We start from the raw sequence: 25,437 nt of genomic DNA, 5'->3' as shown, positions 1-25,437 counted from the left end.
TCGTTCAGACTGTAACGGGACGCGAAACGGTAGTCGAGTCTCGGCAGGTGAGACGGCAGTTGGCTGTTGGTCGCCGGTGGTAGGGGAACGAAGTGGCGGTCGCTGATAGCTCGGGAACGAGAGGTCGTTTCCTCGTAACTCGGGAACGAGAGGTCGATTGCTGGTAGGCAAGACGAGGAGGCGGTTGCTAATAGCTCAAGAACGAGGGTCGACCACAGTACTCAGGAAAACGAAGAGAGATCGACGCGTTCGCGCGTCGAGTCGCTGCTGTCGATGAGTTTGTCGTACGGCGGCAGTTCCTCGAGCGAGGAGTCGCGGCGAACGGCTTTGACGATGTGTTTCGGATCGGTGACCAGCCGGTGTAAGAGGTAGCTCCCCTGCGAGCGGCCGCCGCCGGTCTTCTCCGACTCGATGACGCCGAGGAACGCCTGCTCTTTGAGCTGGCGGTAGAGCCCGTTCTCCGTGATGGGGTCGGTTGCGACCAGTTCGCAGATGCCGACGTAGCGCTGGTAGACCTCCCGGGTCTTGTACGTCTCTCGGTCCCCGGTGACGATGCAACTCGCCAGCGCGTACAGCGCCAGTTTTGCGTGGGCGGTCGCCCCGCTCGTCAGTTCCTCGATCCGGTTGATCTCGGCGACCTCCTGGGCCTGCTGAATGTGGCGCTCGGAGACGGTCTCCGAGCCGGTCCGGCGAGCGAGTTCGCCGGCTTCCTTGAGGATCTCGATCGCCTTTCGCGCGTCGCCGTGTTTCTTCGCGGCGAGCGCGGCACAGAGTTCGATCGTGCCGTCCTCGAGAACGTCCGGCTGGAAGGCGTCCTGGCGGTTGCGCATGATCTCGCGGAGCTGCGAGGCGTCGTAGGGATGGAAGAACAGTTCGCGGTGGCCGAAGCTGCTGTCGATGCGCTCGTCGAGGGTCTCTCGATACTGGACCTTGTTACTGATGCCGATGACGCCGATGTAGGCGTCAGTTTTCCGCGCCTCACGGGCTCGCGAGAGCTGCATCAGGATGTTGCTGTTGTCCAGTTTGTCGATCTCGTCCAGGATGACGACGACCGAATCGAAAAACGACTCGAGGATCGACCAGATGTGCTGGTAGTACTCCATCGTGCCGACGCCCCGCACGGGGATGTGGTCCTCGTAGCCAGTCTGGTCCGCGAGGTTGAGCGCCAGTTGCCGCGTCGCGCGGGTCTCGGTGTTGGCCTCGGAGCAGTCGACGTAGAGCACGCCGCAATCGATCTTGTTGTTCTCGGCAGCGTCCCGGGCGCGGGTCGCGACGTGCCGAGAGATGAGACTCTTCCCCGTTCCGGTCTTGCCGTAGATCATCACGTTGTTCGGCGGATCCCCCCGCGTGATCGCCCCAACCTCGGCCGCGACGGACTGCATTTCGTCGTCCCGGCCGACGATCCGATCCTCTTCTGGCACGTGACCGACGTGAAGGAGTTCCTTCCGATTGAAGATCGGATCCTGTGATTGAAAGAGTGGATCCCCACCCGCCTGCTCGGTCATGTCTCGTTCTTGGAGAGTCGTATAATAAAACTATGGAAGCTCGCTCAGACTGATAACGTGCGGTGAGAGCGCTTGTTAGGTCGTATTTCGGCGACCTCACGACCAACGAACGATGTAGCCGGATGCAGACTGAACTCGCGGTGGCCTCGAATGCTGGACCTCGCCGTAGTCTCAAGCGCCTGACCTCACTGTGTCCTCGGGCGACTGACCCCACTGTGTCCTCGGGCGACTGACCCCACCGTGGTCCTGAGCGTCGGACGTCACCGCAGTCTCGAGCGTCGCACTCGAGTCGTTCCGCTCTCCACCCCCACCACCCACCCCCCTCGTTCAGAGTGAAAAGTGGGACGGAAACGGCCGGGTGCGACGGTTGTAGGACTTTTAGTGAATACAGGCAGGGAACGAATTATAGAGAGTCGTTCTCCAGACTACCTGTACAGGGAGCGTTCTACGTAGGGTCTACGGGGATTCTTTCGATAGTAGCCGTCTCCTACAGGAGCGTACGCTCACTATTCCCAGCGATAGAAGGATTACTATCTGTAATCACATTACTAGTAATAACTAGAATACTAGAACCAGAATACTAGACATAGTATTATATGTTACGATAGCGGAAACATGATCTGGGTCGAGTGACCGGTTACAGCAGATTATCTGTAGCAAATACATCCGGAGCAAACTGTCTACGACAGATCGTCTGCAGTGGACTGCCTCGGGATCAAGCCCTGTGGCATTCGCCTCGACCGCGTGCAACAGTAGATAGTAGCACTGGTTCTTTTTTTAGAACATCGCGTGAAGATCGTGTTACGTACAGAGTGTACGGATAGCATCAGCTCAAATGTACAACCTTCTGAAAATTGAGATTGTTACTGTCGCTGTGAACGACAGTTGTGTCTCAGTATTACTGCCGGACGACGTTCGCCGCGCGAGGTCCCTTGGGCGAGGACTCGATGTCGAACTCGACCTCAGTACCTTCCGTGAGGTCTTCGCCGCCGACGTCCTCCATGTGGAAGAAAACGTCTTCGTCGTCGTCGAGGTCGCCGTCGTCAGTCGAAATGAAACCGTAGCCGCCAGTGTCGTTGAAGAAGTCAACCTTACCGTTTGCCATTACAAACAGACAGAGGGTTGGATGAGGGATAACCCTTCCGAGGGTCGAGGTACCACGACTCCTCACACTACATCCGCATCTGTAGGTAACGATTCGACCGATTCAGATTCACAAATAACGCTGAATACCAAAACCGTGTTACCAACTGCTGGTAAACATGTCCGGAATAGATTCTCGTTCGAGTAGACGTGCTCTGGACTCTCCGACTCGCTTTTCGTAGCAACCCTACTGTGTCGTGTAGTCTCGGCGATCCCGTGGCTCTTCAGGTATCTCCGAATGGCCGTCCACGGCGAACTCCCGTCCGTCTCCCTCCCTTTCCCCCTCCCCCCTCCCCCGAGATCGAACCGCACTTTCACTCTGAGTAAGGGGTGTGGGATCCCCAGTCGACGACAGGTTCCCTGGAGATCATCGCTGACACTCGAGTCCGATCCCCGACTGTTCGATCGCTCGCCGCTCGAGCCCTGGCTGCCCCTCGTCCATATCAAACCCAGCCACCCCCGTTCAGTTCGAACCCCAGCCAACCCTCGTTCAGCCCGAACACCAGCCAACCCTCGTTCAGCCCGAACACCAGCCAACCCTCGTTCAGCCCGAACACCAGCCAACCCTCGTTCAGCCCGAACACCAGCCAACCCTCGTTCAGCCCGAACACCAGCCAACCCTCGTTCAGCCCGAACACCAACCACCCCTCGTTCAGAGTGAAAACCACGATCCCCTCGAGCGATTGTCGAAGCACACATCCCCTGAGAGAGAACGCCACCACTCGGCTGTTCGACAGATGCTGGCGGCGGTCTCTGTCTGTCGCTACAGATCCCGTCGACACGCGGTCCTCGCACCCACCCCCCCACCGTCGCACCCCGTTTCACTCTGAACGAGGGGTCCGGGCCAGACGACGACCGACCGAAGCGGGCGACAACGTCCCCTCTCGTACACTGAAAAACCTCCGCCAGTATTCGGCGAACCATCGACAACCGCCACCAGTTCCGAGGGTCGTCGTAACGCTCGGTTCCAGTCTCGCCGAGTCCAGTCTCACCGAGTCAAGTCTCGCCGAGTAGCGTTCTCGAGGCGGACGACTCGTCCGTTCACGAGGACGACCCCCACTTTCACGGTGGCGGTACGCGCACACGGCAGTATGGTACGTAGAAGCGTGCTCTTCACGCCGGGCGACCGTCCGGAAATGCTTCGGAAGGCACCCGACTCCGACGCCGACGTGATCGTGTTCGACCTCGAGGACGCCGTCTCCCCCCAGCGGAAGGACGAGGCGCTCGAAACCGTTCGTGAGGTGCTCGAGGACCCCGATTTCGATCCCGACTGCGAGGTCTGCGTGCGGGTCAACGCCGACCGGTCGGCGATCGACCGCGACCTCGAGGGCCTCTGCGGTGGGGCCGAACGGCTCCGCCTTGACAGCGTCATGCTCCCGAAGGCGGCGACGGCTACAGACGTTCGAAAGCTGGCTGACTCGCTCGAGGCGCACGACCGGCCGGTCCCCGTCCTGGCGCTGATCGAGAGCGCGGCGGGCGTGCTCGCGGCGCCCGAAATCGCGGCCGTCCCCGCGACCGACGCGCTCGTCTTCGGCGCGGAGGACCTCTCGGCCGACGTCGGTGCGACCCGCACCGAGGAGGGAACCGAAATACTCTACGCCCGCGAGCGGGTCGTCCTCGCGGCGGCGGCCCACGACTGCGCGGCCATCGATACGCTCGTCACCGACTTCGGAGACGAAGAGCGTCTGCGCGAGGATACCGCGTTCGCGATCGAACTCGGCTACGACGGAAAGCTGGCGATCCACCCCGCGCAGGTCGGGCCGATCAACGAGGCGTTCACGCCCGCCGACGAGGAGGTCGAGTGGGCCGAGTCCGTCCTCGAGGGCAAACGCGAGGCCGACGCCGAGGGACGGGGGGTCTTCGAGGTCGACGGCGAGATGATCGACGCGCCGCTTATCGCGCAGGCCGAACGAATTCTCGCTCGAGCGGACGCCGCGAATCGCTGACCCGATGCCGGGAAATTGAAGAAGAATAGAATGTCCTAAATCACTGCATATATAATTCACTATGATAGATATTCGCTACGCTTATCCTCGGGTCGCAGAAACAGTGCTAGCATGACCGGGCAGGCGAACCCCTTCGAAAGTCTCCAATCACAGATCGACGACGCCGCCGCCTACCTCGACGTCGGCGACGACGTGATCGAACGGCTCAAACACCCCGAGCGAGTTCTCGAGACGAACCTCACGGTCGAACTCGACGACGGGACCCTCGAGCGGTTCAAAGCCTTCCGCTCGCAGTTCAACGGCGACCGCGGCCCCTACAAGGGCGGCATCCGTTACCATCCGGACGTCAACCGCGACGAGGTGAAGGCCCTCTCGGGGTGGATGGTCTACAAGTGTGCGACGGCCGACATCCCCTACGGCGGCGGGAAAGGCGGAATCGTCATCGACCCGAGCGACTACTCCGAAGCCGAACTCGAGCGGGTCACCCGCGCGTTCGCGACGGAACTCCGCCCGCTGGTCGGCGAGGACCGCGACATCCCCGCACCCGACGTGAACACGGGCCAGCGGGAGATGAATTGGATCAAAGACACCTACGAGACGCTCGAGAACACGACGGAACCGGGCGTCGTCACGGGCAAAAACCTTGCCAGCGGCGGCAGCGAGGGTCGTGTCGAGGCGACCGGCCGCTCGACCGTCATCGCCGCCCGCGAGGCGTTCGACTACCTCGACATGGACCTCGAAGGCGCGACGGTCGCGGTTCAGGGCTACGGTAACGCCGGCTGGATCGCCGCCAAACTGATCGACGAGATGGGCGCGACCGTCGTCGCCGCCAGCGACTCGAGCGGCGGCATCTACAACCCCGACGGCTTCGACCCGGTCGCGGCGAAGGAGCACAAGAGCGAGACCGGCAGCATCGTCGGCTACGAGGAGAGCGAGGAGGAACTCACCAACGAGGACGTCCTGACGATGGACGTCGACCTGCTGATCCCCGCCGCCCTCGAGAACGCCATCGACGGCGACCTCGCGAGCGAGGTCGAGGCGGACGTCATCTCCGAGGCCGCGAACGGCCCGCTGACGCCCGAAGCCGACGCTCACCTCGCCGAGGAGGACGTCTTCGTCATCCCGGACATCCTCGCCAACGCGGGCGGCGTCACCGTCTCGTACTTCGAGTGGGTGCAGAACCGCCAGCGCTTCTACTGGACCGAGGAGAAGGTCAACGCGGAACTCGAGGACCTCATCGTCGACGCCTTCGACGCGCTGGTCGACACGCTCGAGGAGCACGGTATCGATAATCCGCGAACCGCGGCCTACGTCGTCGCGATCCAGCGCGTCGCCGACGCCTACGACGAGAGCGGGAGCTGGCCCTGAGTGGTCGGCTCCGTCCGGCAGATTCGTTTTCGGCCCCTGTGAATACGGACTGCTCAGGTTCGTCTCATAACCTCCCCGATCGCTTTCTTGTATGCCGTAACATGCTACACGGCTACTGGAGAGATACTGTTGGACTGTTGACTCAAGCCTCGAGGACGTCGATATCTTTTTGCCGACTGGACAATTCTGATCCATAGAGCGTGATTCGAGAACGGCTCGCCAGATATCGCAACCGGGTCCGTCGGGAGCTGACGACCGCCTTCCGAGAGGAGCACACGCCCCACGAGGTGGGATTGAGCTTCTCGGTGGGAATCTTCGTAACGGCCCTACCGACCGGCGGGCTCGGCATCGGCCTGCTGGCCGGATTCGCGGCCTGGTGGTCGTGGGTCAGCAAACCCGCGATCATCGCGTCGATCGCCGTTCTCAACCCGCTGATCAAGCCCGCCGTCTACGTCGCGAGTTTTCAGACGGGCGGACTGCTCCTCGGAACTCGCGGACTTCGGTCGAGTACGACGCCCGCCTCGATCACCGAAATGGCGGGCGCCGCCATCAGACAGCTCCTGATCGGTAACCTGGTGATCGCCGTCCTGCTCTCGATCTCGAGCTACGCAGTCGTCGTCTACCTCACGCGAATCCATCAAAAACGGGAACAACGACGCTCCGAGCAATCACTCGCGTCGGCGGCGCTCGGCCCGTTCCGTCGAAGGTGAGCTACACCAGTCCGACGCCGTAGCCGACGAGGGCGAACCCGATCAGGACGACGACGACCGCCGTTCCCTTCGTCACCCGCACACGGTCCTCTTCCTCGAGTTCCTCGTCTCCCTCGAACGGCATCATTCGCTGCCTGCGCTGGGCCGCGACGATTTCAGGGGCGTACCGAACCCCGGCGAGTCCGGTGACGATGAGGGCGATTCCGAAAGCGGTCGCGAGCATCGCGTTACAGGCCGAGCTCTCGACCGATGACGAGGTGTTGAATCTCGCTCGTCCCCTCGCCGATCTCCATCAGCTTCGCGTCGCGGTAGAATCGCTGTGGCGCGAAGTCGGTGGTGTAGCCGTAGCCGCCGAGCACCTGAACGGCCTCTTCGGCGACCTCTCGTGCGGCTTCGCTGGCGTCGAGTTTCGCGAGGGCGGACTCCCGCGTCACGGGTTCTCCCTGGTCGTACCGGTAGGCGGACTGGTGTGTGAGCAGCCGCGCGCGCTCGGTCTTGCGGTGCATGTCGACGACCTTGTCCCGGATCGCGTCGAACTCGGAGATCGGCTGTCCGAACTGCTCGCGCTCCTGGCTGTACTCCTTGGCGTGTTCGTAGGCACCCTGAGCCAGCCCCGTCGAGAGCGCCGCGATCGAGATGCGACCGCCGTCGAGGGTCTTTTTTGTCTGGTTCCAGCCCTCGCCCTCCTCGCCGAGCAGGCGGTCCTCCGAGAGGCGGACGTCGTCGAGCGTAATCTCACAGGTCGGGGAGGCGTTGAGCCCCATCTTGTCCCAGATCGTCGTCACCTCGAACCCCTCGTCCTCGCGGGGATCGACGATGAACGTCGAGATGCCGTCGTAGCCGGCGCCGGGATCGGTGACGGCCTTGACCAGCACCGAGCCCGCCTCGGAGGCGTTCGTGATGAACTGCTTGGTGCCGTTTATCACCCACTCGTCCCCGTCCTTTTCGGCTACCGTATCCATATCGGAGGCGTCCGAACCGCTGCTCGGTTCGGTCAGCGCCCAGCCGCCCATGTACTCGCCCTCCGCGAGCGGTCGCAGCCAGCGCTCTTTCTGTTCGGGCGTGCCGAACAACTCGAGCGGTTTCGACGCCAGCGAGATGTGTGCGACGTAGGAGAGGCCGACCGAGCCGGAGACGCGGCCGATCTCCTCGGCGACCAGCGAGTACATGAGCGTGTCGCCGCCGAGTCCGCCGTACTCCTCGTCGATAGGGACGCCCATCATGTCCAGTTCGGCGAGCTGGTCGAAGATCTCGTCGGGGAACCGGTGTTCGTCCTCGATCTCCTGGGCGATCGGTTCGATCTCCTGCTGACAGAAGTCCCTGACCGTCTCCTGGACCATCCGATGCTCGTCCGGCAGGTCGAAGTCCATATGCAATACTTGCCAGCATCCGGAATAAACGCTCCGAAAGCGTAACTGAATCGAGGGATCTCGGGGTTACCAGCCGCGATCCTGGTCGTCGTCGCGGTCCTCGTCCTCACCGCGGTCCTCACGATCCCCACGGTCGTCCAGGTCGGCGTCGTCCCAGTCGTCCATCCCGTCCTCGTCCGTCCACCCGTAGTCGGCCTGCCAGTCGCTTTCCGAGTCTGGCTCTTTCTGGCCCGTCCCTTCGTCCTCACGCTCCCAGCGATCGGCCGGGGTCATTGGCTCCTCGTAGTCGGCGTCGGATCCGGCTTCGCCGCCGTCGGTCCGGATCGCCGCTCGCTGGTCGGGGATGAGATCGAGTTCCCCGTTGGTATCCCCGAGCAACAGCAGGGCGTAGTACTTGAAGTACGACACCACGGGCACCTGAACGAGCAGCGCGAACAGCGCGAACGCGACGACGCCGGCGAGGACGACGATCGCCGCGAGGACGGCGCCGATATCACCCAACAGGAGAACGAAGGCGACGGCGAGAAGCACAAACGGGATGGCGACGACGATACCGCCAGTGAGCATGAGGATACCAACGGCGAGTCCGACTGCGGCCTGGATGATCCAGACCAGAATCAGATAGACGGCGTACTCCGTCCAGTTCGATCCGAGCGTCGACCAGAACCGACGCCACGCGCTGAGAACGCCGCGCTCCTCGAGCAGCATGACCGGTGCCACGAACTCGGAGGTGAACCGGTTCACGATGGCGTAGACGACGTAGACGGCGATCGCGAACAATGCGGCGATGACCGTCGCACCCGCGCCCCCGACGCCGTCGAGACCGAGCAGCGTCGCCGCGACGGGCGTCCCGCCGACCAGGAGCGCGGTGAGGACGAGGAACACCCGAAAGCCGAACAGGCGGATCCCGCGACCGACGTTCTCGTTCGAATATCGTCGGACGCGGACGTCCATCGAGCGCAGCGACTCGATGAAGACGAACTCCATAATCGCGGAAATAAACGCGAAGATCAGCCAGACGATGAACAAGAACCCGAGAGCGACGGCTGCGGCGATCAGAACGTCTTCGGGGAGCGCTTCGGTGCCCACGTCCGGGGCTTGCTCTTCTACCGGACCGACGTCGCCGGACGGAATCGACGGGAATCCCGTCCCGAAGCCGCCGACGAAGAGCGCGACGATCGCCAGTCGGAGCCACACCCCCGCTCGTACCGGCGTCAGGAAATTTCTTGTCGCCTCGATAGAATCTCTGAGATCGTCGACAGCATCCATGCGTACTCGACCGTATCATCGCATCTGTGAAAATGATACTGTTCTAACTCTCTCGGACAGATCGACAGGGGAACGCCGGACAGTTGCTCGTCGGGAGGAGGGGCCGTCGTGCCGATTCGACCGCGCCGTTCGAGGTGAAAAACGACGCTCACGGTACCGGACTATCCACTCGTCCGATTCGTCTCGATCACAACACTTCGGGAGGCATTTAACCCCTTGTGCCCTCTCTCCGACGTATGGATATCCGCCAGCTCGCTCGAGGGACCGTCGAGTGGAGCCGCATCGAGCGCGTGATCCACACGCTGGCGGAACGGTACGGTCGCGAGGAGGTTCGCGTCGAGTTTCTCGAGGCCGACAACTGGCTGTCGACGCCGTGTGTCATCGACGACGAGTGGTTCGTCAAGATCGTTTCCCGGCAGAACGCGCTCGTCCACGCGCTCCTGACGACCGGTCGCAACGTCGGCGCGGTCTCCTCGGGAACGGGCGGCTTCTTCGACCGGTTCGACACGCCCCGCGAGATGGTCGAACACGAGTACGAGGCCACCAGGCGGATGCGCGAGATCGGCGTCAACGCGCCGCGACCCATCGACGCCTTCGAGGTCAACGGACTCGGCGTGCTCGTCCTCGAGTATCTGCCGGCGTTCGAATCGCTCGAGAACGTTCCCGACGCCGACGTCGAAGCGCGCGCGCCGGAACTGTTCGAGATGCTGTCGACGTTACACGAGCACGGACTGGCACACGGCGACCTGCGGGCCGAAAACATCCTGGTCTGTGACGGCGAACTCTACTTCATCGACGCCACCAGCGTCCACGAGGATCGCGTCGCCGAGACGTCCGCCTACGACCTCGCCTGTGCGCTCGCCGTCCTCGAGCCGCGGATCGGCGCTCGCGACGCGGTCTACGCGGCGTCGACCGTGTACGATCCGAACTCGCTCCTCTCCGCCCGGCGCTTCCTCGATTTCGTCCGGCTGCGACCGGACCACGAGTTCGATTCGACGACCCTGCGGAGCGAACTCGAGAAGGCGGCGGATCTGGGTCGACGGTGAGTCGGTCGCCACCCCTGTTTCGGATTCCCACGCCAGTGCAGGCACCACAGGCTTTTCGAGCGTCAAACTAGCGTGGGCTACGATGTTCACCGACGACGAAATCGGCAAGCACGTCGAGACCGCGAGCGGCGAGACGATCGGCGTCGTGGTATCGGTCGACGGTGCGACAGCCTACGTCGACCGGGATCCGAGCGCGATGGACGCCATCAACGCCCTGTTCGGCCGAGAGACCGACGAAGAGGGGACGGTCCCGATCGACGAGGAAGACGTCGAGACCGTCACTGACGACGCAATTCGTCTCGAAAAAAATCGCTCGTCTCGAGACGAAGATGCCGAGGGCGGCACCGATCCCGTGTTCGAACGCAACGAAGAAACGGTAGACGAGGACGTGAACGCCGAAAGCCGTAGAATCGGCTCGGATGCCGGTGACGCAGCGGAAACGGCCGACGAAGAGGGGAGATCGGGCGAGGCCATGGAGCCGTCGACCGAGGAGATGGACGAGTCCGGCGCGGAGCGCCACGACGAGACCGAGGACATGCCACCGGAGGGCGAGCGGACGGTGACCGACGAGCGCGGCGAGAACGAGGACAGATGACGTCCCGGTGACGGCTGTCCGCCCTCGAACGTCAACTGACGACCATCAACGTTTTCACGGCGTTCGTCCTCAACACGTATATGAGCCAACAGGCCACAGAGCAGGTACACAGCCACTACATCGGTGGCGAGTGGACGGAGGGAACCGGTTCGGAGACGTTCGAGAGCGAGAACCCGGCGACGGGCGAGACCCTCGCGGAGTTCCACCGCGGAACGGCCGACGACGTCGACGCCGCCCTCGAGGCGGCCGAGGACGCCTTCGAGGAGTGGCGCGACCTCTCCTACATCGACCGCGCGGAGTACCTCTGGGACATCTACCACGAACTTCGTGAGCGACACGAGGAACTCGGCGAGGTCGTCTCCAAGGAGTGCGGCAAGGAGATTTCGGAGGGGAAAGCCGACGTCACCGAGGCCTGGCACATGGTCGAGTGGGCCGCCGGCAACGCCCGTCACCCCCACGGCGACCTCGTCCCGAGCGAGGTCGGGAGCAAGGACGCCTACATGCGCCGGAAACCCCGCGGCGTCATCGGCTGCATCACGCCCTGGAACTTCCCGGTCGCAATCCCGTTCTGGCACATGGCCATCGCGCTGGTCGAGGGTAACACGGTCGTCTGGAAGCCCGCCGAGCAGACGCCGTGGTGCGGTCAGATCATCGCCGAAATGATGGAGGAATCGGGGATTCCCGAGGGTGTCTTCAACATGGTCCAGGGCTTCGGCGACGCCGGCGCGGCGATCACCGACGACGGCCGCGTCGATACGGTGCTGTTCACCGGCTCCGCGGAAGTCGGTCACGAGATCGCCGGCAAGGTCGGCGGCGAACCCGGCAAACTCGCAGCCTGCGAGATGGGTGGCAAGAACGGCATCGTCATCACCGAGGAGGCGGACCTCGACATCGCCGTCCACTCGGCGATTATGTCGAGCTTCAAGACGACGGGCCAGCGCTGCGTCTCGAGTGAGCGGCTGATCGTCCACGAGGACATCTACGACGAGTTCAAGGAACGGTACGTCGACATCGCCGAGGACATCGCGGTCGGCGACCCGCTCGAGGAGGACACGTTCATGGGGCCGGCCATCGAGGCCGAGCACGTCGAGAAGATCCGCAAACACAACGAACTCGCCGAGCAGGAGGGTGCCGACGTGCTCGTCGACCGCTTCGAGCTCGAGGACGACGAGATCCCAGACGGTCACGAGGACGGCCACTGGGTCGGCCCGTTCGTCTACGAGACCGAGTACGACTCCGACCTGCGCTGTCTCCAGGAGGAGTGTTTCGGTCCCCACGTCGCCCTAGTCGAGTACTCGGGTGATATCGAGGACGCCGTCGAGATCCACAACGACACGCCCTACGGACTGGCCGGCGCGATCATCTCGGAGGACTACCGCCAGATCAACTACTTCCGCGACCACGCCGAAATCGGCCTCGCGTACGCGAACCTGCCGTGTATCGGCGCCGAGGTCCAGTTGCCGTTCGGCGGCGTCAAGAAGTCCGGCAACGGCTATCCGAGCGCTCGAGAGGCCATCGAGGCCGTCACCGAGCGCACCGCCTGGACGCTCAACAACTCGAAGGAGATCGAGATGGCACAGGGGCTGTCGGCGGATATCGTGACGCGAGAGGACTGACCGCCGCGTTCGACGCCCGACTTTTTTCGAGCCGATCGTCCGATAGCGTCTCGCTCGGCGTGACGAGAGCAGTAGTAACAGTAGTTGGTAGTCCGGTTTTGTTATTCAGTCTAAACCGTGAGTCTGAACTGGTCGATTCGTTACGTAGAGAAGCACATCGAAGTTTTTGCGCCGAGGGTTCGCTCGCTCTGCTCGTTCACCCTCGGCGCAAAAACTTCGATGAAAAAGGCCGCCTGCGCGGACTTCGTCCGCTCCGGCGGTGAACCGCTCGCTTCGCTCGCGGATGCGAACTGTGATATCTAGTTGCCCTGTACGTAACGCGAGTTTCACACAAGAATCTGAATAGAGAAACCGTGCTACTATCTATTGGTAACTGAAAGCGAAGTGGCGAAAGGAGTGGGACGCAGTCCGAGACGAGACGACGGGAGTGGGTCGCTCGATCCCGGGAATCGAGCGAGTTGCGGCCGGAGCGACGCGCAGTGCCGGTCTGACGTGAAAAGCGTCTGTAACCGGCATCCGACTCAATGGTGTCCCGAGATAAAAAGACAGCGGTCGACGCCGCCGCTCGAAACGGCCTACAGCCGTCGGTCGCGAAGCGCGGGGAACTCCTCGCGGACGCTTCGAACCGCAGCTGGATCGATGTCGGCCGTGACGAGCACCGGGTCGTCGCCGCTCGAGGCTACGGTCACTCCCCACGGATCGTAGACGGTCGACCGGCCGAGTAGCGTGGCGTCGGCGTCGGGGAAGTGGCCGGCGCCGTTGACGGTCGCGACGTAGCTCTGGTTCTCGATCGCTCGAGCGCGCGAAAGCGTCTTCCAGTGTTCGATCCGCGGATAGGGCCACGCGCTCGGGACGAGGAGTAGATCTGCGCCGGCGTCGATCAGCCGACGGTAGAGTTCCGGGAACCGGAGATCGTAACAGGTCGTTACGCCGACGGTGAAGCCGCCGACCGACGCGGTCTCGAGTCGCTCGCCGGGAACGAGGAGCTCCGATTCGGCCGACTCGTAGCCGAAGAGGTGGTGCTTGCGGTAGACCAGCTGGAGATCGCCGCTCGCGTCGAACAGCGCGGCGGTGTTGGCCAGTCCCTCGTCGGCCGGCGTCTCGACCGTCTCCGTCGCGGCGAGATCCTCGACGATCGTTCCACCGAGCACCGCGATACCGTGCTCGGCGGCCGCCTCGCTGAGTCGAGTGAACGTCTCACCGGCGAACGGTTCTGCGTTGCGCTCGTAGAGGTCGAACGCGAAGTAGCCGACGTTGAACAGTTCCGGGAGGGCGACCAGATCCACGCCGCGGGCTGCGGCCTGGTCGATCGCCTCGAGGGCGCGCTCGACGTTCGCCTCGACCCGACCGGACTCGACCTCGATCTGTGCGAGTGCGATTCGGAACGTCTCCGCTTCGGATTCGGTCTGTGCTGTGGTCATTGTGTGGTCTGAATGTCCCGCTCGAGTTCCCGGTGGAGGTTCTCGAGTTCCTCGTCTAGATTCCGCTTGAAGAACTTCTCGACGCCAGGGAGCTTTCCGTCGACGACGAAGTGGTTCTCGAGACGACTGCCGCCTTCCGTTTCGACGATTGTATGCTCGCCCGTCACCGTCATCCCTTTCGAGTTCCCGGTGAACTTGACGTACTCGGGCGGGCGGCGAGTGATATCTTCCGTCTCGACGGCGATCGTTTTCCGAACGAGAGGGATCGGCAACTCGACGTGCCAGGTCGCGCGACGACCGTTCACGTCGTCGACGGAGTACTCCTGCACCACGCTGATTGCCTGCGCCCGGTTCGCCGGATCGGAGATAAACTCCCAGACGCGCTCGGGAGGCGCCGGCACCTCGAACGACCGGTCGACACGTACAGTCATGCCACTAGCTCGGTCGTTCTCCGGTAAAAAGACCGTGGACCGGGAGACGAACGGCTGCTCAGCTGACGGTGACTCGCCAGGTCGTCGAGCGGGCCCGACCCCACTTTTCGATGTCGACTTCGTCGGATTTCTCCGCGAGATGAGGGAGGCGAGCACCAACCTGTTTCGACGAGAGTCCGATTGCGTCCGCGATGTTCTTCGCCCGGAAGTACTGTTCGCCGCGGGCGGCACTCTCGCGGAGGTACGAGAGAATACGCTGCTCTTCGTCGGAGTAGTCGGTCATCGTCCGTACCTGCTCTAGGTCGTCGTCGGTCTTAACTCTTAACGGCAAATACCACGCACCTGAGACGGTGTGGATCGTGGTATCGTTCACCGAGGGTCGGCGTGTGGTTGCGGGTGAAGAACGAGGAGCGGTCGTCAGTCCCAGTAGAGGTGGATCCCGACGACCGCAAGCGAGCTAAACAACATTGCCCCGGCGAATCCCCATGCGGCTTCGATATCCGGCGCGCCGGTAAGCATCAAGAGTGCACCGATGGTCGCGACTGCACCGAGCGCGAGCGCCAGGCCCAGGCCCTTGTCCGTCGACTCCGATTGCGTAGCCATGCTCGAGGATTCTGTGCAGGGTCCCTTAACTGCATCCATTCGTGCAAACCGACAGTACGGCGCAGCGCCCCGGTAGCAAGGGTGGCGCGAGTCCGCCGCTCACTTGATCGTCGTGTGCTCGGACTCCTCGTTCAGCGCGAGGTTCGCCGAGATCTCGGCGTTTCGCATCGCGTACTGTGCGGTCTGCTGGAGGCTGACGAGCACCTCGCGAACCCGCAGCAGATCCTCGTTGGCCATCTCGGGCAGTTCGGCGAGGATCTCGTGCTCGCGGTCGGAGATCTCGTGGAACAGCGACCTGACCTCGTTCGACTTGTCGTAATCCCGCTCGACGGCCGCTTCGACGGCGAGGGACGTGATCTCGTCGACGACCTCGTTCAGTTCGCGGATGTCGCGCATGATCGAGCTGTCGACGTCCAGAGTGTGGCCTTCGATCTCCATGACGATGTCCGCGATGTCCTCGGCGTTGTCGGCCGTCAGCTCGAGGTTCTTCGCGATCGAACGGTAGCCGATCAGCGGGAAGCCGCTGTTCAGGCCGACCGCCCGCGCGAGGTTCGGGTTCTGGTAGGCCGTAAAGATCAGACGCAGCAGGAGGACGAAGATCTTGTTCGCCTGGCGCTCGCGGTTGAGTGCCCGCTGGGCCAGATCGGGGTTGCCGTGGGCCAGTGCCTTGATCGCCTCGCCGCGCATCGTCCGGCCGGTCCGCTCGAGGCGCTCGAGCAGGTTGTCGAGCGTGAAGTCCTCGGGATCGACCGAACAGCGGATCGAGATGCTCTCGGGCGTCTCCTCGATCACGCCCAGTCCCATCAACTGCGTCTCGGCCTGGTAGACCGCGTTGATGTGGTCCGAGTCGAGGGCGCCGTCCTCGCGCTGGATCCGGATGACGCGCCGCCCGAGGACGTACTGGGCGACGATAGCACGCTCGACGGCGGCGGCGTCGAGGTTATCGACGTGGATGATCGCCTCCGTCTCTTCGGTGTTTGCGGATTCGGGCATCACCGTCAGAGTGCCCTTCCCGCTGGTTCGAATCGTCACTTCGTCGCCCTTCTCGACGCCGTGCTCGGATGCCCACTCTGCGGGGAGGGTCATCGCGAGCGTCGACGGACCGAGTCGTTGCACTTTCCGCGTTTCCATGGACTGGCGTACGCTGGAGCCGACCTTAATCCTGACTATACACACAGTATATTCCGATCGATACTAATATGCTTGAAGCTACACGGAGATGCGAACCGATCCTAGATGACTTTGACGAGTCGCGTCGTGAACCGGCCCGTCCGGACCTGCATCCAGCCGCGAAGCGACTCGTCGACCTCGTCGTCGTCGGTATCCACTCGCAACGCACTGATGTCGTCGAGTTTCTCGCCCGAAGCGACGACCTCAATCTCGTCGGCTCGTTCGATGACCTGCGGCGAGATCTGGTGGTTCCCGCGGCCGAAGACGAAGCCCTGCCCGCCGATCGGCGAGACCACGATCGTGACCGGATCCTCGAGGACCTCGAGAATCTCTGACTCCGCGGCGTCCCGGGCGAGAAGGTCGCCGTCGCGCCAGACGTCGACGCCGAGCGGCGAGGGATCAATCCCGAGTTCCCTCTCGATCGCCCCGACGGTTCCGCCGGGGCCGAAGACGTAGGTTCGATCAGACTCGACCTCGCGAGCGAATCCGGCGGCCAGCGAGTCGACGTTGCCACTCGAGACCTGTTTTCCCGACTGGACGTCCGGCGCGACCGGCACCGGGACGACCGCCTGCAGTTCGGTGCGAACCTCGCCCTCGCGGTACGCCTCCTCGTCGATGTCGTTGACCTCGCGAGCCTCGACGCGGTCGAACTCGGCGGCGACGTAGCCGGCGTCCCTCGGCGTCACCGCGAAGACCGAGGAGTAAATTTTGACGCCGGCCGGCACCCCGAGCATCGGCGTCTCCTCGTCGTGCTCCTCGATCACCGCTGCGACGTCGACCGCCGTTCCGTCGCCGCCGACGAAGAGGATCAGGTCGACACTGTGCTCGAGAAACGCTCGAACGGCGGCCTGCGTGTCCTCCGCGGTCGTTTCCGCCGCCGCGGGATCCGTCGGCGGCGCCGCCGCCGATTCGTTTCCGGCCTCCGTCCAGGGATCGTAGACGACCTCGGGTTCGTAGCCGGCATCTCGAGCCGCGTCCTCCCCCATTACGCCAGCCGCCGTGTAGACCGTGAGGTCGGGCGTCCGCCGGTGCAACGACGCGAGTGCCGTTCGCGCTCGCTCGGGTGCTCGCGGCTCCGCACCGCGTCGACGCGCCTCCTCGACCTTGTCGTCAGTCCCCTTCAATCCGACCCGTCCACCCATCCCAGCGATCGGATTGACGACGACGCCGATGGAATCCATGTCGGACGGTTCGACAGCCGACGCTAAATCCGTGTGGCTTTGCACCGATCGACAGGCTTTCTGAAAAACTAAGAGGGCAGGGAACCGATCGCGGAGTATGAACGAACTGACCGCCGTCGTGCTCGAGACAGAAACGGCGCTGCCGATGGGTATCGCCGGCTGGGGAACGCTGCTCGTGAGTCTGCTGGTTGCGATCGTCTGGCTGGCTTACCTCTACAGATAGTCGGTCGGTTACGACGGTTCGTCGACCCGTTCGCGGAGCCACGCTGCGGCTTCCGCAGCCGTCGCTTCGTCCGCGCTTACGATTTCGACCCTGACCGACTCGCCAGGATAGCTCCCGACCGAGACGTCGAACCGGTCGTGTAACTCGTCGAACCGATCGAGCAGCGCACTCTCGGGTTCGTCTGCGACGACCGTCTCCCGGTAGGTTTTCGCGCCAGTAAACTCGGGTGCGATCGTCTCGAACATCGCTCGCATCTCCGCCGGCACGCCCGGCAGGACGTAGACGCTATCGAGCGCCGCGCCGGGTGCGACGCCCTCCTCGTTGTGTAGCGCCCGTGCACCGGCCGGTAACTTGGCCGTTCCGTCCGTCAGGTCCGAGCGCGAGTAGCCGTGGTTTTCGAGCCACTCGAGCGCGGCGTCGTGTGTCTCGAGCGACCGGCCGAACGCGGCGGCGATTCCGGCCATCGTAACGTCGTCGTGGGTCGGACCGAGTCCTCCCGTGACCACGACGGCGTCGTACTCGGCGCGGTACTCGTTGACGACCCGTGCGATATCCGCGACGCGGTCCGGAACGGTCGTCACGCGTTCGACCGTCGCGCCACGCTCGGCGAGTCGCTCGCAGAGCCACGTGGCGTTGGTGTTCGTCGTTCGTCCGGCAAGCAGTTCGTCTCCGACCGTTACGACCGCGACGTTCATACCGATCGTTCGACTCGACGATTCAAATGCGTCCCGCCCCGTCGATCGCCGGCCAGCCGATATTACTGTACTTCTGATATTCAAATAAAAAAGATACTCAAGATAATCGAAAGATTCAATTTTGATAACTAGTTATAGTGGAACTATGTCTCGTGGCTGGACGGCACAGGACCAGTCGGATTCGACGGCGGTCCTCACGGCACTCGGCAACAAGTACAGCGCGGAAATTCTCTGTGCGGCAGGCACCCCGAAGTCGGCACAGACGTTGAGCAAGGATATCGAGATTCCCATCGCCACCTGCTATCGGCGGATCGAGGAACTCGTCGACGCGGGTCTGTTGACCTGCGAGGGACGACAGCTCTCGGAGGAGGGACGCCGAACGAACATCTACCGGCGAACCGTCGACGAAGTCGGGGTGAACTTCTCGGCCGACGAACCGACGTTCTCACAGAAACGGCGGACCGAGGCGAAAAACAGGATCCAGGACCAACTCGAAGGCTGATACTGTCGGAGAGAAGCCAGTGAGAAGTCGGTCGTGAAATTCCGGCCGTCACCGCTGGTGACGCCCGTGTTCGAGCGACCGATCTTCGAATAGTCTCTCCGACAGGACGAACGGCACCGAATCCGCCGGCGGATTCCAGGCGGAGAGCGCTACTCCGTCGACACGCGCTGGTTCGATCACGGCCGGGTACACGTTCGCTTTTCTGCGATTCCGGACGACCGACTGTCGCGAGAGCGCCGGCCGCCGGTCGACCTCTCGACGTGCCCTGCGGTCCGGATCGACCAGAGTTAAGTATTCCCCAGCGAATATCCAGGTATGACCAAGGAGCTCGCCGCCCGCGAGGAACCCGCCGACGCCGTCGTCGGGACCAGCCGCACCCTCCACGTCGGCCGGGACCGGCCGATCCGGATCAGTACCGGCCACCGTCTCCTCCACCACGACGGAAAGTGTTCCCGACCGCACGGTCACAACTACGAGATCGCCGTCACCCTCGAGGGCGAACTCACCGAAGAGGGGTGGGTCGCCGACAAGGGCGATATTACCGACGTGATCTCAGAGTGGGATCACGTGTTCCTCCTCGAGCAGGGTGATCCGCTCGTCGAGGCCTTCGAGGAGGCCGGTGACGACGACGGCATCGTCGTTCTCGAGCAGCCACCGACGGCCGAGGTGATGAGCGTCCTCCTCGAGCGGAAACTCGAGGACACCCTGCCGGACACCGTGACCGACGTCGCCGTCCAGGTCAACGAGACGAGCGAACTCTGCGGGGGGAGTCAGTTCTGAGATGCCGGTTTCCGACTCGGTCGACCGCGAGACTGGCGACGCAGACCAGGAGAGTGCGTCGGCCGACGGCCTCCCGATCAACGAACTGTTCTACTCGCTGCAGGGCGAGGGAACGCTCGCCGGCGTCCCGTCGGTGTTCGTGCGCACGAGCGGCTGTAACCTCCGGTGCTGGTTCTGCGACTCCTACCACACCTCCTGGGAACCCACCCACGCCTGGATGGATCTCGAGGAGATCGTCGCGGAGGTCGAGTCCCACGAGCGGGCCGACCACGTCGTCCTCACCGGCGGCGAGCCGATGCTCCACGACGGAAGCGTCGACCTCCTCGAGGCACTCGACGACCGGGGCTACCACACCACCGTCGAGACCAACGGGACGATCTACCGCGACGCGCCGATCGACCTCGCCTCGATCAGCCCGAAACTCGAGAGCAGCACGCCGACGTCGGAACGAGACCCTAAAGGGAACGGAGAGTGGGCCGAGAGCCACGAGAACGACCGAATCGACCTCGAGGCGCTCGCCCGCCTCGTCGAGGACTACGAGTTTCAGTTAAAATTCGTCGTCACCGACGCGGACGATATGCCCGAAATTCTCGAGTTGCTCGACGATCTTCGAGACGTCTCGAGCGTCCCGATCCGTGACGACGACGTCCTCCTGATGCCCGAGGGAGCGACCCGCGACCGACTCGCGGAGACCCGTAGCCGGGTCGCCGACCTCGCGATGGAACACGGCTTTCGGTACACGCCCCGGTTACACGTCGACCTCTGGAACGACGCGCCCGAAACGTAATCCGCGACACCGACACCATCCGCGACACCGAGACCATGACCGACGACACCACGACCGAGACCGACGAATCGACCGCGAAACGCGCCGTCGTCCTCCTCTCCGGCGGCATGGACAGCGCGACCGCCGCCTACGAGGCGCTCGACCGCGGCTACGAGATCTACGCGCTGCACACCTCCTACGGCCAGCGGACCGAGGACCGCGAACTCGAGTGCGCGCGCCGGCTCGCCGACGAGTTCGACGCGGCCGACTTTCTGCAGATCGAGACGGGCCATCTCTCGGCGATCGGCGCCTCGAGCCTGACCGACGACGAAATGGCCGTCGAGGACGCCGACATGAAGAGCGACGAGATCCCCTCGTCGTACGTCCCGTTCCGGAACGCGAACCTGCTCGCGATGGCGACCTCCTACGCCGAGGCCAACGACTGCGAGGCGGTGTTCATCGGCGCCCACAGCGAGGACTTCTCGGGGTACCCCGACTGCCGACCCGAGTTCTTCGAGGCGTTCGAGACCGTGATCGACGTCGGCACGAAACCCGAAACCGAGATTACGACCGAGGCGCCGTTCGTCGAGTGGTCGAAGACCGACATCGCGGAGCGAGGCGTCGAACTCGAGGTCCCTTACGAACACACCTGGAGCTGCTACCGGGAGAACGAGCCCGCCTGCGGCACCTGCGACGCCTGTGCCTACCGCCTGCAGGCGTTCCAGCGATTAGACGTTCGCGATCCGATCGAGTACGAACAGCGGCCGTCGTACCTCGAGGACGAGTCGGAGCCGTAACAGTAGTTCGACGCCGATCCCGTCGCGTTCGACTCTCGAGTTGAACGGGTAGCCGTTCGAGACGCGCTCGGAGACGACGGTCCGACCGCACGAATCGAAAGACTGAGACCTCCTCGAACGCGTTTTATCATAACCAGATGGCCACGCAGATCAAGGACCCGGTGCATGGCTACGTCGAGCTTCCGGACCCGCTGGTCGAAGGGATCGTCGACCAGCCGGCGTTCCAGCGGCTCCGATACGTGCGCCAGCTCTCCGCGACAAACCTCGTCTACCCCGGCGCGAATCACACGCGCTTCGAGCACAGTCTGGGGGTCTACCACCTCGGTCGCACCGTGTTCGAAAACCTGCGCGAGGAGCCGTACTTCGTGCGCGATACGCCGAACGAGACGCTCGAGGAGATCCAGCGGACGCTCGAGTGTGCCTGCCTGCTCCACGACGTCGGTCATCCGCCGTTCTCGCACATCTGCGAGCCGTTCCTCGACAGGGGCGAGATCCGCGGCCGACTCGCCGATCACGGGCTGGACGCGGCGTTCCGCGACGCCGGGGTGGGCGAGAGGCCGCTCCGACGGGCGAACGATCACGAGCTGCTGGGCTGTCTGCTCGTTCTCCGGGACTTCGGAGCGAACCTCGAGACGCTGGGCGTCGATCCCGAGGAGGTGTGTGCGTACGTCCTCGGTTACAGCCTCGTCTACGAACGCGGTGGACCGTGGCAACACGGGTTGGGCGCGCAACTCCTCCACTCACCTATCGACGTCGACCGACTCGACTACATCACGCGGGACAACCAGATGACGGGTGCGGACGTGCTGAGTTTCGATACGGACCGTATGGTCGACTCCTACACCGCACACCCGGAGGAGGGACTCGCGCTCTCGGAGAAGGCGCTGTCGACGCTCGGCAACTACCTGGAGGGGCGGATCGCGCTGTACATGTGGGTCACCCAGCACCACAAGTCGGTGTACGCGAACGTCCTCCTGCGGGAACTCGTCGAAGAACTGGCGGCCGTGACGGGAGAACCCCCGGTGACGCTAGATGGAATCCTCGAAGGGTACGTCGACGACAACACGGTGATGGAGCGACTTCGCGTCGCCGCGCGGGACAACCCCGAAACGACGCTCGCGTCGCTTCACGACCGGTTTCGCCAGCGCCGGTTCCCGAAGACGTGCTGGAAGCACCGCATCGCGTACGCGGACCGCATCGACGCCGATCTCGACGCGTTCGGCCAGTGGCTCGTCTCCAACGACGTCCGACTGGAGGAGGCACTCGCCGATCGGCTCGACCTGCCCGTCCACGAGGTGTGGATCGAGCGCTCGTACGTCCCCGAATACGAGCCGGGGGAGCTGAAGGACATCCCCATCGCGTACGGCGGGACGACGCGGTCGGCGGGGGACTGGGGACTGTACGGGGAGCGCGCGTTCGACGCCCCGATTCCGTTCGTCTACGTCCCCGAAGGGAACAAGACTGCCGCGACGGAGTGGCTCGTCGATCGCTTCTACGCGGAACACGGAGGACGGTAGTCGAAAGGGGACCGTGTCACCCCGACCGTCGCGATATCGGTGAGGTTCCGGTCCGAACTGTCGACGCGGGAAACACTCAACTTCAGTGGCGTCGAACCGACGACAGACGGTTCGCTCGCCGCTCGAGTGGTTCCACGACGACGACGGGTGGGCCCGTCCGGACGGACGCAACGGAGAGTTCCTCGCGCTTCTCGTCGGACTTCCAGCGTTCGCCTGGTTCGCGTCCGGCGATCTCGGCGGCCTCGCCCTCGGTGAGAGCTGGCTCGCGGTCTCTCTTGGCGTCTGTTGCGGGTTCGCGTACGCCGCCTACTATCGGCAGCGACTGCTCGAGGTCGTCCACCTCCCTACACCCACCGTTCTCTTCGTCCTCGCCGCGGCCACGACGGTGCTCGGACTCTACGCGCTCAGATTCGTCTCGCCGCTGCACGAGGGAATAGAACCGCCGCGACGCGGCGCCGAGCCGCCGGCGGCGATCGACCCCCAGTAGCGGGCTACCACGCCTCTTCGAGCACGCCCTCGATCTCCTCGACCGTCGGATCGAGTCCCGGCGGCGCGTTCGCCATGAAGCCGTCCGCCAGGATCGCCTCCGCAACGTCGGCGAACTCGTCGTCCTCGACGGGCTCGAGGTCCCGCAGCCGGAACGGGAGTCCGAGGTCGTCGCGGAGTTCCGCGACGCGATCGACGACCGCGGCGCCGTGGTCAGCGGCCTCGCTGACGCCCAGCGCGTTCGCGAGGACTCCCGCCCGCGCGTCGACGTCCTCCTGCTCGAAGAGGTACCGAAGGACGTGCGGGACGACGACCGCGTGGGCGACGCCCTGCTGGAGGTCGTAGGCGTCCCGCAGCCCGTGGCCGAAGGCGTGAACGATCGAGAGCGTCGATTCGTCGGGACGGGAGATTCCGTACTGGACCAGCACGACCCCCTCGAGCAGCGTCTCGAACACCTCGCGGTCGCGGTCTCCTCGCCCAAACGCGCGGAACCCGTCCTCGAGTTTCTCGAGGCCGTGTCTGGCCGTTGCGTCCGTCACCGGCGTCGCGTTGGCGGCGTAGATCGTCTCGATCCCCTTGTCGAAGCCGTTCATCGCCGACCCCGCGAGGACCGACTCCGGCGTCGTCGCGACCAGTTCGGGGTCGTAGAACGCCGCCGCCGGCATCAACCCGGGGTCGGAGACGCCGCCGCCGAGTTCGTCGTCGACCAGCCCCGAGTCGGGAGCGGCGGTGATCCCCGCACCCATCGAGAGGTCGGCGCCGGCCAGCGTCGTCGGAATCGCGACGATCGGCATCAGCCCTTCGTCGGGGACGGTGATCGTCCCCGTCTCGGCGAACTCCTCGGCGACCTGCATGCGCGAACGGTCGCTCGCGGCGAGGACGCTGACGACTTTCGCGACGTCGAGACTGCTTCCGCCGCCGAGACTGACGACGACGTCCGCAGCTTCCTCCTCGAGCCGGTCGAGCCCGTCGAACGCCGTCCCAAGCCGTTTGTCGGGCGTCGTTTCGTCGAAGACGCCGGCCAGCCGGTCTCCGAGGCCGTCCGTGACCCGGTCGATCACCTCGGGCGTACTCCCGACCGTGGAGCCACAGACGACGAGCGCGCGCTCGAGTCCCAGTCGCTCGAGTTCGGTCTCGAGGTCGCCGACGCAGTCCGCGCCGAACCTGATCGTTCCCGGGTGGTACTCGAATCGGAACGACGCGAGGCGGTCGCTCGAATCGGACGTAGACATAGACGGCCGTACGAGCGGATCGGTGTTAAAGGGGAACACAGCGGCGATCCGTTCGGGTTCGCGCGGACCGTTCGGCGGACGGCGGGACGATTCGGCCCTTCCACGCCGCACTACCGCTCGTTTCGCACGGCCCAGGGGCGCAGGATCGCGTGAACGGCCTCGTTCATCGGAACGTCGGCGCCGACGTCGCTCGCGTGTCGAACGACGGAGCCGTGGAGCCCGTCCAGTTCCAGTCGCTTGCCGTGGGTCAGGTCGTAGTGGAGCGAGGAGGTCATCTCCGGATCGAGATCGGACGCGAACGCGAGCCACTCGTCGACGGTGTCCTCGGGGAGTTCGACGCCTTCCGCACGCCCGACGGCGCAGACCTCCTCCATGATGCGTCGGTACATCGTCCAGGACGCGTCGGTCTCGCGGAGTTCGCCGAGCGGAACTCTCGTCGCGGCGGTCATCCCCGCCTGCGCGCAGATGAACGCGAACTTCCGCCAGCGCTCGACGTCGATGTCGTCCGCGAGAACCGCGTCGATCCCCTCGCTGGCCGACAGCGCGTCGTCGAGCGCCTCGATTCGGTCCGTCCGTCGTCCGTCGAGTTCGCCGTAGACGAACCGGGCCGGACCGCCGGTGTGCTCGACGGTACCCGGTTCGGCGATGGTCGAGAAGATGTATGCCACGCCGCCGACGACGTGGTCCGCGCCGACCTCGTCGGCCAGCCAGCGCTCGTTGTCGACGCCGTTCTGGAAGGAGACGACGGCGGTGTTCGCGCCGATCAGCGGATCGAGGTCCGCGGCGGCCTCCCGCGTATCGTACGATTTCACGCAGAACAGCACGTAGTCGCACGCGCCGATATCGGCTGGATCGTCCGTTGCCGGGGGATCGACCGTCGTATCGCCGGCGACGCTCTCGACGCGCAGTCCGTCGGACCGGAGCGCCTCGAGGTGGTCACCCCTCGCGACGAGGTGGACGTCGTGGCCCGCGTCGGCGAGGCGACCGCCGAGGTAGCCGCCGACGCCGCCGGCACCGAACACGGCGAATTTCATACTCTCCGTAGGACAGCACGGACAAAAGCGA

28 protein-coding genes are annotated in these 25,437 nt (G+C 64.1%); 13 read left to right on the top strand and 15 right to left on the bottom strand.

Annotation, left to right across the window (positions count from 1 at the left end; genetic code table 11):
- Positions 1-221 precede the first annotated feature (221 nt).
- From CV102_RS02890 to CV102_RS02880, 3 genes are all read right to left on the bottom strand, one after another.
- Entirely contained in the window at positions 222-1,505 is a 1,284-nt protein-coding gene (locus CV102_RS02890; protein ID WP_148856329.1) for a Cdc6/Cdc18 family protein, read from the bottom strand.
- A gap of 898 nt (positions 1,506-2,403) precedes the next feature.
- Entirely contained in the window at positions 2,404-2,610 is a 207-nt protein-coding gene (locus CV102_RS02885; RefSeq protein WP_008418277.1) for a cold-shock protein, read from the bottom strand.
- A gap of 481 nt (positions 2,611-3,091) precedes the next feature.
- A complete protein-coding gene (locus CV102_RS02880) occupies positions 3,092-3,430 on the bottom strand; it encodes a hypothetical protein (RefSeq protein WP_148856328.1) in 339 nt (112 codons plus the stop codon).
- A gap of 309 nt (positions 3,431-3,739) precedes the next feature.
- Here CV102_RS02880 and CV102_RS02875 point away from each other — a divergent pair, with 309 nt between their 5' ends.
- From CV102_RS02875 to CV102_RS02865, 3 genes are all read left to right on the top strand, one after another.
- Positions 3,740-4,594: an HpcH/HpaI aldolase/citrate lyase family protein gene (locus CV102_RS02875; RefSeq protein WP_148856327.1), complete on the top strand. Its 855-nt coding sequence runs from the start codon at positions 3,740-3,742 to the stop codon at positions 4,592-4,594.
- Positions 4,595-4,705: 111 nt separating this feature from the next.
- Positions 4,706-5,962 (top strand): Glu/Leu/Phe/Val family dehydrogenase, encoded by a 1,257-nt coding sequence (locus CV102_RS02870; protein WP_148856326.1) that lies wholly within the window; start codon positions 4,706-4,708, stop codon positions 5,960-5,962.
- 200 nt (positions 5,963-6,162) lie between these two features.
- A complete protein-coding gene (locus tag CV102_RS02865) occupies positions 6,163-6,672 on the top strand; it encodes a DUF2062 domain-containing protein (protein WP_148856325.1) in 510 nt (169 codons plus the stop codon).
- 1 nt (position 6,673) lies between these two features.
- Here the strand turns inward: CV102_RS02865 and CV102_RS02860 are convergent, their stop codons facing one another.
- The 3 genes from CV102_RS02860 to CV102_RS02850 all read right to left on the bottom strand — a co-directional run bounded on the left by CV102_RS02860 (position 6,674) and on the right by CV102_RS02850 (position 9,311).
- Complete coding sequence (locus CV102_RS02860) at positions 6,674-6,895, bottom strand: hypothetical protein (protein WP_148856324.1); 222 nt, start codon at positions 6,893-6,895, stop codon at positions 6,674-6,676.
- A gap of 4 nt (positions 6,896-6,899) precedes the next feature.
- Positions 6,900-8,042 carry an acyl-CoA dehydrogenase family protein gene (locus CV102_RS02855; protein ID WP_148856323.1) on the bottom strand — a complete coding sequence of 381 codons (1,143 nt, stop codon included), beginning with the start codon at positions 8,040-8,042 and terminating at the stop codon, positions 6,900-6,902.
- 66 nt (positions 8,043-8,108) lie between these two features.
- Positions 8,109-9,311 carry a DUF7544 domain-containing protein gene (locus tag CV102_RS02850; RefSeq protein ID WP_148856322.1) on the bottom strand — a complete coding sequence of 401 codons (1,203 nt, stop codon included), beginning with the start codon at positions 9,309-9,311 and terminating at the stop codon, positions 8,109-8,111.
- Positions 9,312-9,547: 236 nt separating this feature from the next.
- On the opposite strand from CV102_RS02850, the gene CV102_RS02845 reads away from it, so the two are divergent.
- The 3 genes from CV102_RS02845 to CV102_RS02835 all read left to right on the top strand — a co-directional run bounded on the left by CV102_RS02845 (position 9,548) and on the right by CV102_RS02835 (position 12,568).
- The gene (locus tag CV102_RS02845) at positions 9,548-10,357 is read left to right on the top strand and encodes an RIO1 family regulatory kinase/ATPase domain-containing protein (RefSeq protein ID WP_148856321.1); all 810 of its coding nucleotides are present in this window, start codon (positions 9,548-9,550) and stop codon (positions 10,355-10,357) included.
- Positions 10,358-10,439: 82 nt separating this feature from the next.
- The gene (locus CV102_RS02840) at positions 10,440-10,952 is read left to right on the top strand and encodes a hypothetical protein (protein ID WP_148856320.1); all 513 of its coding nucleotides are present in this window, start codon (positions 10,440-10,442) and stop codon (positions 10,950-10,952) included.
- Between the two features lie 80 nt (positions 10,953-11,032).
- Positions 11,033-12,568 carry an aldehyde dehydrogenase family protein gene (locus tag CV102_RS02835; protein ID WP_148856319.1) on the top strand — a complete coding sequence of 512 codons (1,536 nt, stop codon included), beginning with the start codon at positions 11,033-11,035 and terminating at the stop codon, positions 12,566-12,568.
- A 575-nt stretch (positions 12,569-13,143) separates the two neighbouring features.
- Here the strand turns inward: CV102_RS02835 and CV102_RS02830 are convergent.
- From CV102_RS02830 to CV102_RS02805, 6 genes are all read right to left on the bottom strand, one after another.
- Positions 13,144-13,989, bottom strand: a complete 846-nt coding sequence (locus CV102_RS02830) for a carbon-nitrogen family hydrolase (RefSeq protein WP_148856318.1) — start codon at positions 13,987-13,989, stop codon at positions 13,144-13,146.
- Positions 13,986-14,420 carry an SRPBCC family protein gene (locus tag CV102_RS02825; RefSeq protein ID WP_148856317.1) on the bottom strand — a complete coding sequence of 145 codons (435 nt, stop codon included), beginning with the start codon at positions 14,418-14,420 and terminating at the stop codon, positions 13,986-13,988. Before CV102_RS02825 ends, CV102_RS02830 begins: the two co-directional genes overlap by 4 nt.
- 58 nt (positions 14,421-14,478) lie before the next feature.
- The gene (locus tag CV102_RS02820) at positions 14,479-14,703 is read right to left on the bottom strand and encodes a DUF7123 family protein (RefSeq protein ID WP_148856316.1); all 225 of its coding nucleotides are present in this window, start codon (positions 14,701-14,703) and stop codon (positions 14,479-14,481) included.
- A 134-nt stretch (positions 14,704-14,837) separates the two neighbouring features.
- A complete protein-coding gene (locus CV102_RS02815) occupies positions 14,838-15,023 on the bottom strand; it encodes a DUF7525 family protein (protein WP_148856315.1) in 186 nt (61 codons plus the stop codon).
- A 99-nt stretch (positions 15,024-15,122) separates the two neighbouring features.
- A complete protein-coding gene (locus CV102_RS02810) occupies positions 15,123-16,154 on the bottom strand; it encodes a phosphate signaling complex PhoU family protein (protein WP_148856314.1) in 1,032 nt (343 codons plus the stop codon).
- Positions 16,155-16,255: 101 nt separating this feature from the next.
- The gene (locus CV102_RS02805) at positions 16,256-17,374 is read right to left on the bottom strand and encodes an ATP-NAD kinase family protein (protein ID WP_148856313.1); all 1,119 of its coding nucleotides are present in this window, start codon (positions 17,372-17,374) and stop codon (positions 16,256-16,258) included.
- A gap of 97 nt (positions 17,375-17,471) precedes the next feature.
- Here CV102_RS02805 and CV102_RS26965 point away from each other — a divergent pair, with 97 nt between their 5' ends.
- On the top strand, positions 17,472-17,597 hold the full coding sequence (locus CV102_RS26965; RefSeq protein ID WP_267903112.1) for a hypothetical protein: 126 nt from the start codon (positions 17,472-17,474) through the stop codon (positions 17,595-17,597).
- Positions 17,598-17,605: 8 nt separating this feature from the next.
- Here the strand turns inward: CV102_RS26965 and CV102_RS02800 are convergent, their stop codons facing one another.
- Positions 17,606-18,292, bottom strand: coding sequence for a competence/damage-inducible protein A (locus tag CV102_RS02800; protein WP_148856312.1), 687 nt, complete (start codon positions 18,290-18,292; stop codon positions 17,606-17,608).
- Positions 18,293-18,437: 145 nt separating this feature from the next.
- Between CV102_RS02800 and CV102_RS02795 the strand changes: the two genes are divergently transcribed.
- The 6 genes from CV102_RS02795 (at position 18,438) to CV102_RS02765 (ending at position 23,141) form a co-directional block, all read left to right on the top strand.
- Positions 18,438-18,794: a winged helix-turn-helix domain-containing protein gene (locus CV102_RS02795; protein ID WP_148856311.1), complete on the top strand. Its 357-nt coding sequence runs from the start codon at positions 18,438-18,440 to the stop codon at positions 18,792-18,794.
- A 315-nt stretch (positions 18,795-19,109) separates the two neighbouring features.
- Positions 19,110-19,574, top strand: a complete 465-nt coding sequence (locus CV102_RS02785) for a 6-pyruvoyl trahydropterin synthase family protein (protein ID WP_148856310.1) — start codon at positions 19,110-19,112, stop codon at positions 19,572-19,574.
- A 1-nt stretch (position 19,575) separates the two neighbouring features.
- Positions 19,576-20,361 (top strand): 7-carboxy-7-deazaguanine synthase QueE, encoded by a 786-nt coding sequence (locus CV102_RS02780; protein ID WP_148856309.1) that lies wholly within the window; start codon positions 19,576-19,578, stop codon positions 20,359-20,361.
- A 35-nt stretch (positions 20,362-20,396) separates the two neighbouring features.
- The gene (gene queC / locus CV102_RS02775; RefSeq protein ID WP_148856308.1) at positions 20,397-21,137 is read left to right on the top strand and encodes a 7-cyano-7-deazaguanine synthase QueC; all 741 of its coding nucleotides are present in this window, start codon (positions 20,397-20,399) and stop codon (positions 21,135-21,137) included.
- A gap of 137 nt (positions 21,138-21,274) precedes the next feature.
- Positions 21,275-22,654, top strand: coding sequence for an HD domain-containing protein (locus CV102_RS02770; protein WP_148856307.1), 1,380 nt, complete (start codon positions 21,275-21,277; stop codon positions 22,652-22,654).
- Between the two features lie 85 nt (positions 22,655-22,739).
- Positions 22,740-23,141, top strand: a complete 402-nt coding sequence (locus tag CV102_RS02765) for a hypothetical protein (RefSeq protein ID WP_148856306.1) — start codon at positions 22,740-22,742, stop codon at positions 23,139-23,141.
- 4 nt (positions 23,142-23,145) lie between these two features.
- On the opposite strand, the gene CV102_RS02760 is transcribed toward CV102_RS02765, so the two are convergent.
- Complete coding sequence (locus tag CV102_RS02760) at positions 23,146-24,372, bottom strand: iron-containing alcohol dehydrogenase family protein (protein ID WP_148856305.1); 1,227 nt, start codon at positions 24,370-24,372, stop codon at positions 23,146-23,148.
- Between the two features lie 110 nt (positions 24,373-24,482).
- On the bottom strand, positions 24,483-25,406 hold the full coding sequence (locus CV102_RS02755) for a 2-dehydropantoate 2-reductase (protein WP_148856304.1): 924 nt from the start codon (positions 25,404-25,406) through the stop codon (positions 24,483-24,485).
- Positions 25,407-25,437: the final 31 nt, after the last annotated feature.

The sequence above is a fragment of the Natronococcus pandeyae genome, assembly GCF_008122205.1.
GTDB lineage: Archaea > Halobacteriota > Halobacteria > Halobacteriales > Natrialbaceae > Natronococcus > Natronococcus pandeyae.
Note: the sequence above shows the minus strand (reverse complement) of the source record. Positions and strands in the feature narration are given on the sequence as shown.

Bases quoted from the DNA above. Each gene is read 5' to 3' on its own strand.
- CV102_RS02810 (WP_148856314.1), bottom strand. From the start codon at position 16,154: ATGGAAACGCGGAAAGTGCAACGACTCGGTCCGTCGACGCTCGCGATG.
- CV102_RS02795 (WP_148856311.1), top strand. From the start codon at position 18,438: ATGTCTCGTGGCTGGACGGCACAGGACCAGTCGGATTCGACGGCGGTC.
- CV102_RS02860 (WP_148856324.1), bottom strand. From the start codon at position 6,895: ATGCTCGCGACCGCTTTCGGAATCGCCCTCATCGTCACCGGACTCGCC.
- CV102_RS02815 (WP_148856315.1), bottom strand. From the start codon at position 15,023: ATGGCTACGCAATCGGAGTCGACGGACAAGGGCCTGGGCCTGGCGCTC.
- CV102_RS02840 (WP_148856320.1), top strand. From the start codon at position 10,440: ATGTTCACCGACGACGAAATCGGCAAGCACGTCGAGACCGCGAGCGGC.
- CV102_RS02835 (WP_148856319.1), top strand. From the start codon at position 11,033: ATGAGCCAACAGGCCACAGAGCAGGTACACAGCCACTACATCGGTGGC.
- CV102_RS02805 (WP_148856313.1), bottom strand. From the start codon at position 17,374: ATGGATTCCATCGGCGTCGTCGTCAATCCGATCGCTGGGATGGGTGGA.
- CV102_RS02785 (WP_148856310.1), top strand. From the start codon at position 19,110: ATGACCAAGGAGCTCGCCGCCCGCGAGGAACCCGCCGACGCCGTCGTC.
- CV102_RS02855 (WP_148856323.1), bottom strand. From the start codon at position 8,042: ATGGACTTCGACCTGCCGGACGAGCATCGGATGGTCCAGGAGACGGTC.
- queC (WP_148856308.1), top strand. From the start codon at position 20,397: ATGACCGACGACACCACGACCGAGACCGACGAATCGACCGCGAAACGC.
- CV102_RS02875 (WP_148856327.1), top strand. From the start codon at position 3,740: ATGGTACGTAGAAGCGTGCTCTTCACGCCGGGCGACCGTCCGGAAATG.
- CV102_RS02800 (WP_148856312.1), bottom strand. From the start codon at position 18,292: ATGAACGTCGCGGTCGTAACGGTCGGAGACGAACTGCTTGCCGGACGA.
- CV102_RS02830 (WP_148856318.1), bottom strand. From the start codon at position 13,989: ATGACCACAGCACAGACCGAATCCGAAGCGGAGACGTTCCGAATCGCA.
- CV102_RS02870 (WP_148856326.1), top strand. From the start codon at position 4,706: ATGACCGGGCAGGCGAACCCCTTCGAAAGTCTCCAATCACAGATCGAC.
- CV102_RS02825 (WP_148856317.1), bottom strand. From the start codon at position 14,420: ATGACTGTACGTGTCGACCGGTCGTTCGAGGTGCCGGCGCCTCCCGAG.
- CV102_RS02890 (WP_148856329.1), bottom strand. From the start codon at position 1,505: ATGACCGAGCAGGCGGGTGGGGATCCACTCTTTCAATCACAGGATCCG.
- CV102_RS02755 (WP_148856304.1), bottom strand. From the start codon at position 25,406: ATGAAATTCGCCGTGTTCGGTGCCGGCGGCGTCGGCGGCTACCTCGGC.
- CV102_RS02850 (WP_148856322.1), bottom strand. From the start codon at position 9,311: ATGGATGCTGTCGACGATCTCAGAGATTCTATCGAGGCGACAAGAAAT.
- CV102_RS02760 (WP_148856305.1), bottom strand. From the start codon at position 24,372: ATGTCTACGTCCGATTCGAGCGACCGCCTCGCGTCGTTCCGATTCGAG.
- CV102_RS02820 (WP_148856316.1), bottom strand. From the start codon at position 14,703: ATGACCGACTACTCCGACGAAGAGCAGCGTATTCTCTCGTACCTCCGC.
- CV102_RS02885 (WP_008418277.1), bottom strand. From the start codon at position 2,610: ATGGCAAACGGTAAGGTTGACTTCTTCAACGACACTGGCGGCTACGGT.
- CV102_RS02780 (WP_148856309.1), top strand. From the start codon at position 19,576: ATGCCGGTTTCCGACTCGGTCGACCGCGAGACTGGCGACGCAGACCAG.
- CV102_RS02770 (WP_148856307.1), top strand. From the start codon at position 21,275: ATGGCCACGCAGATCAAGGACCCGGTGCATGGCTACGTCGAGCTTCCG.
- CV102_RS26965 (WP_267903112.1), top strand. From the start codon at position 17,472: ATGAACGAACTGACCGCCGTCGTGCTCGAGACAGAAACGGCGCTGCCG.
- CV102_RS02845 (WP_148856321.1), top strand. From the start codon at position 9,548: ATGGATATCCGCCAGCTCGCTCGAGGGACCGTCGAGTGGAGCCGCATC.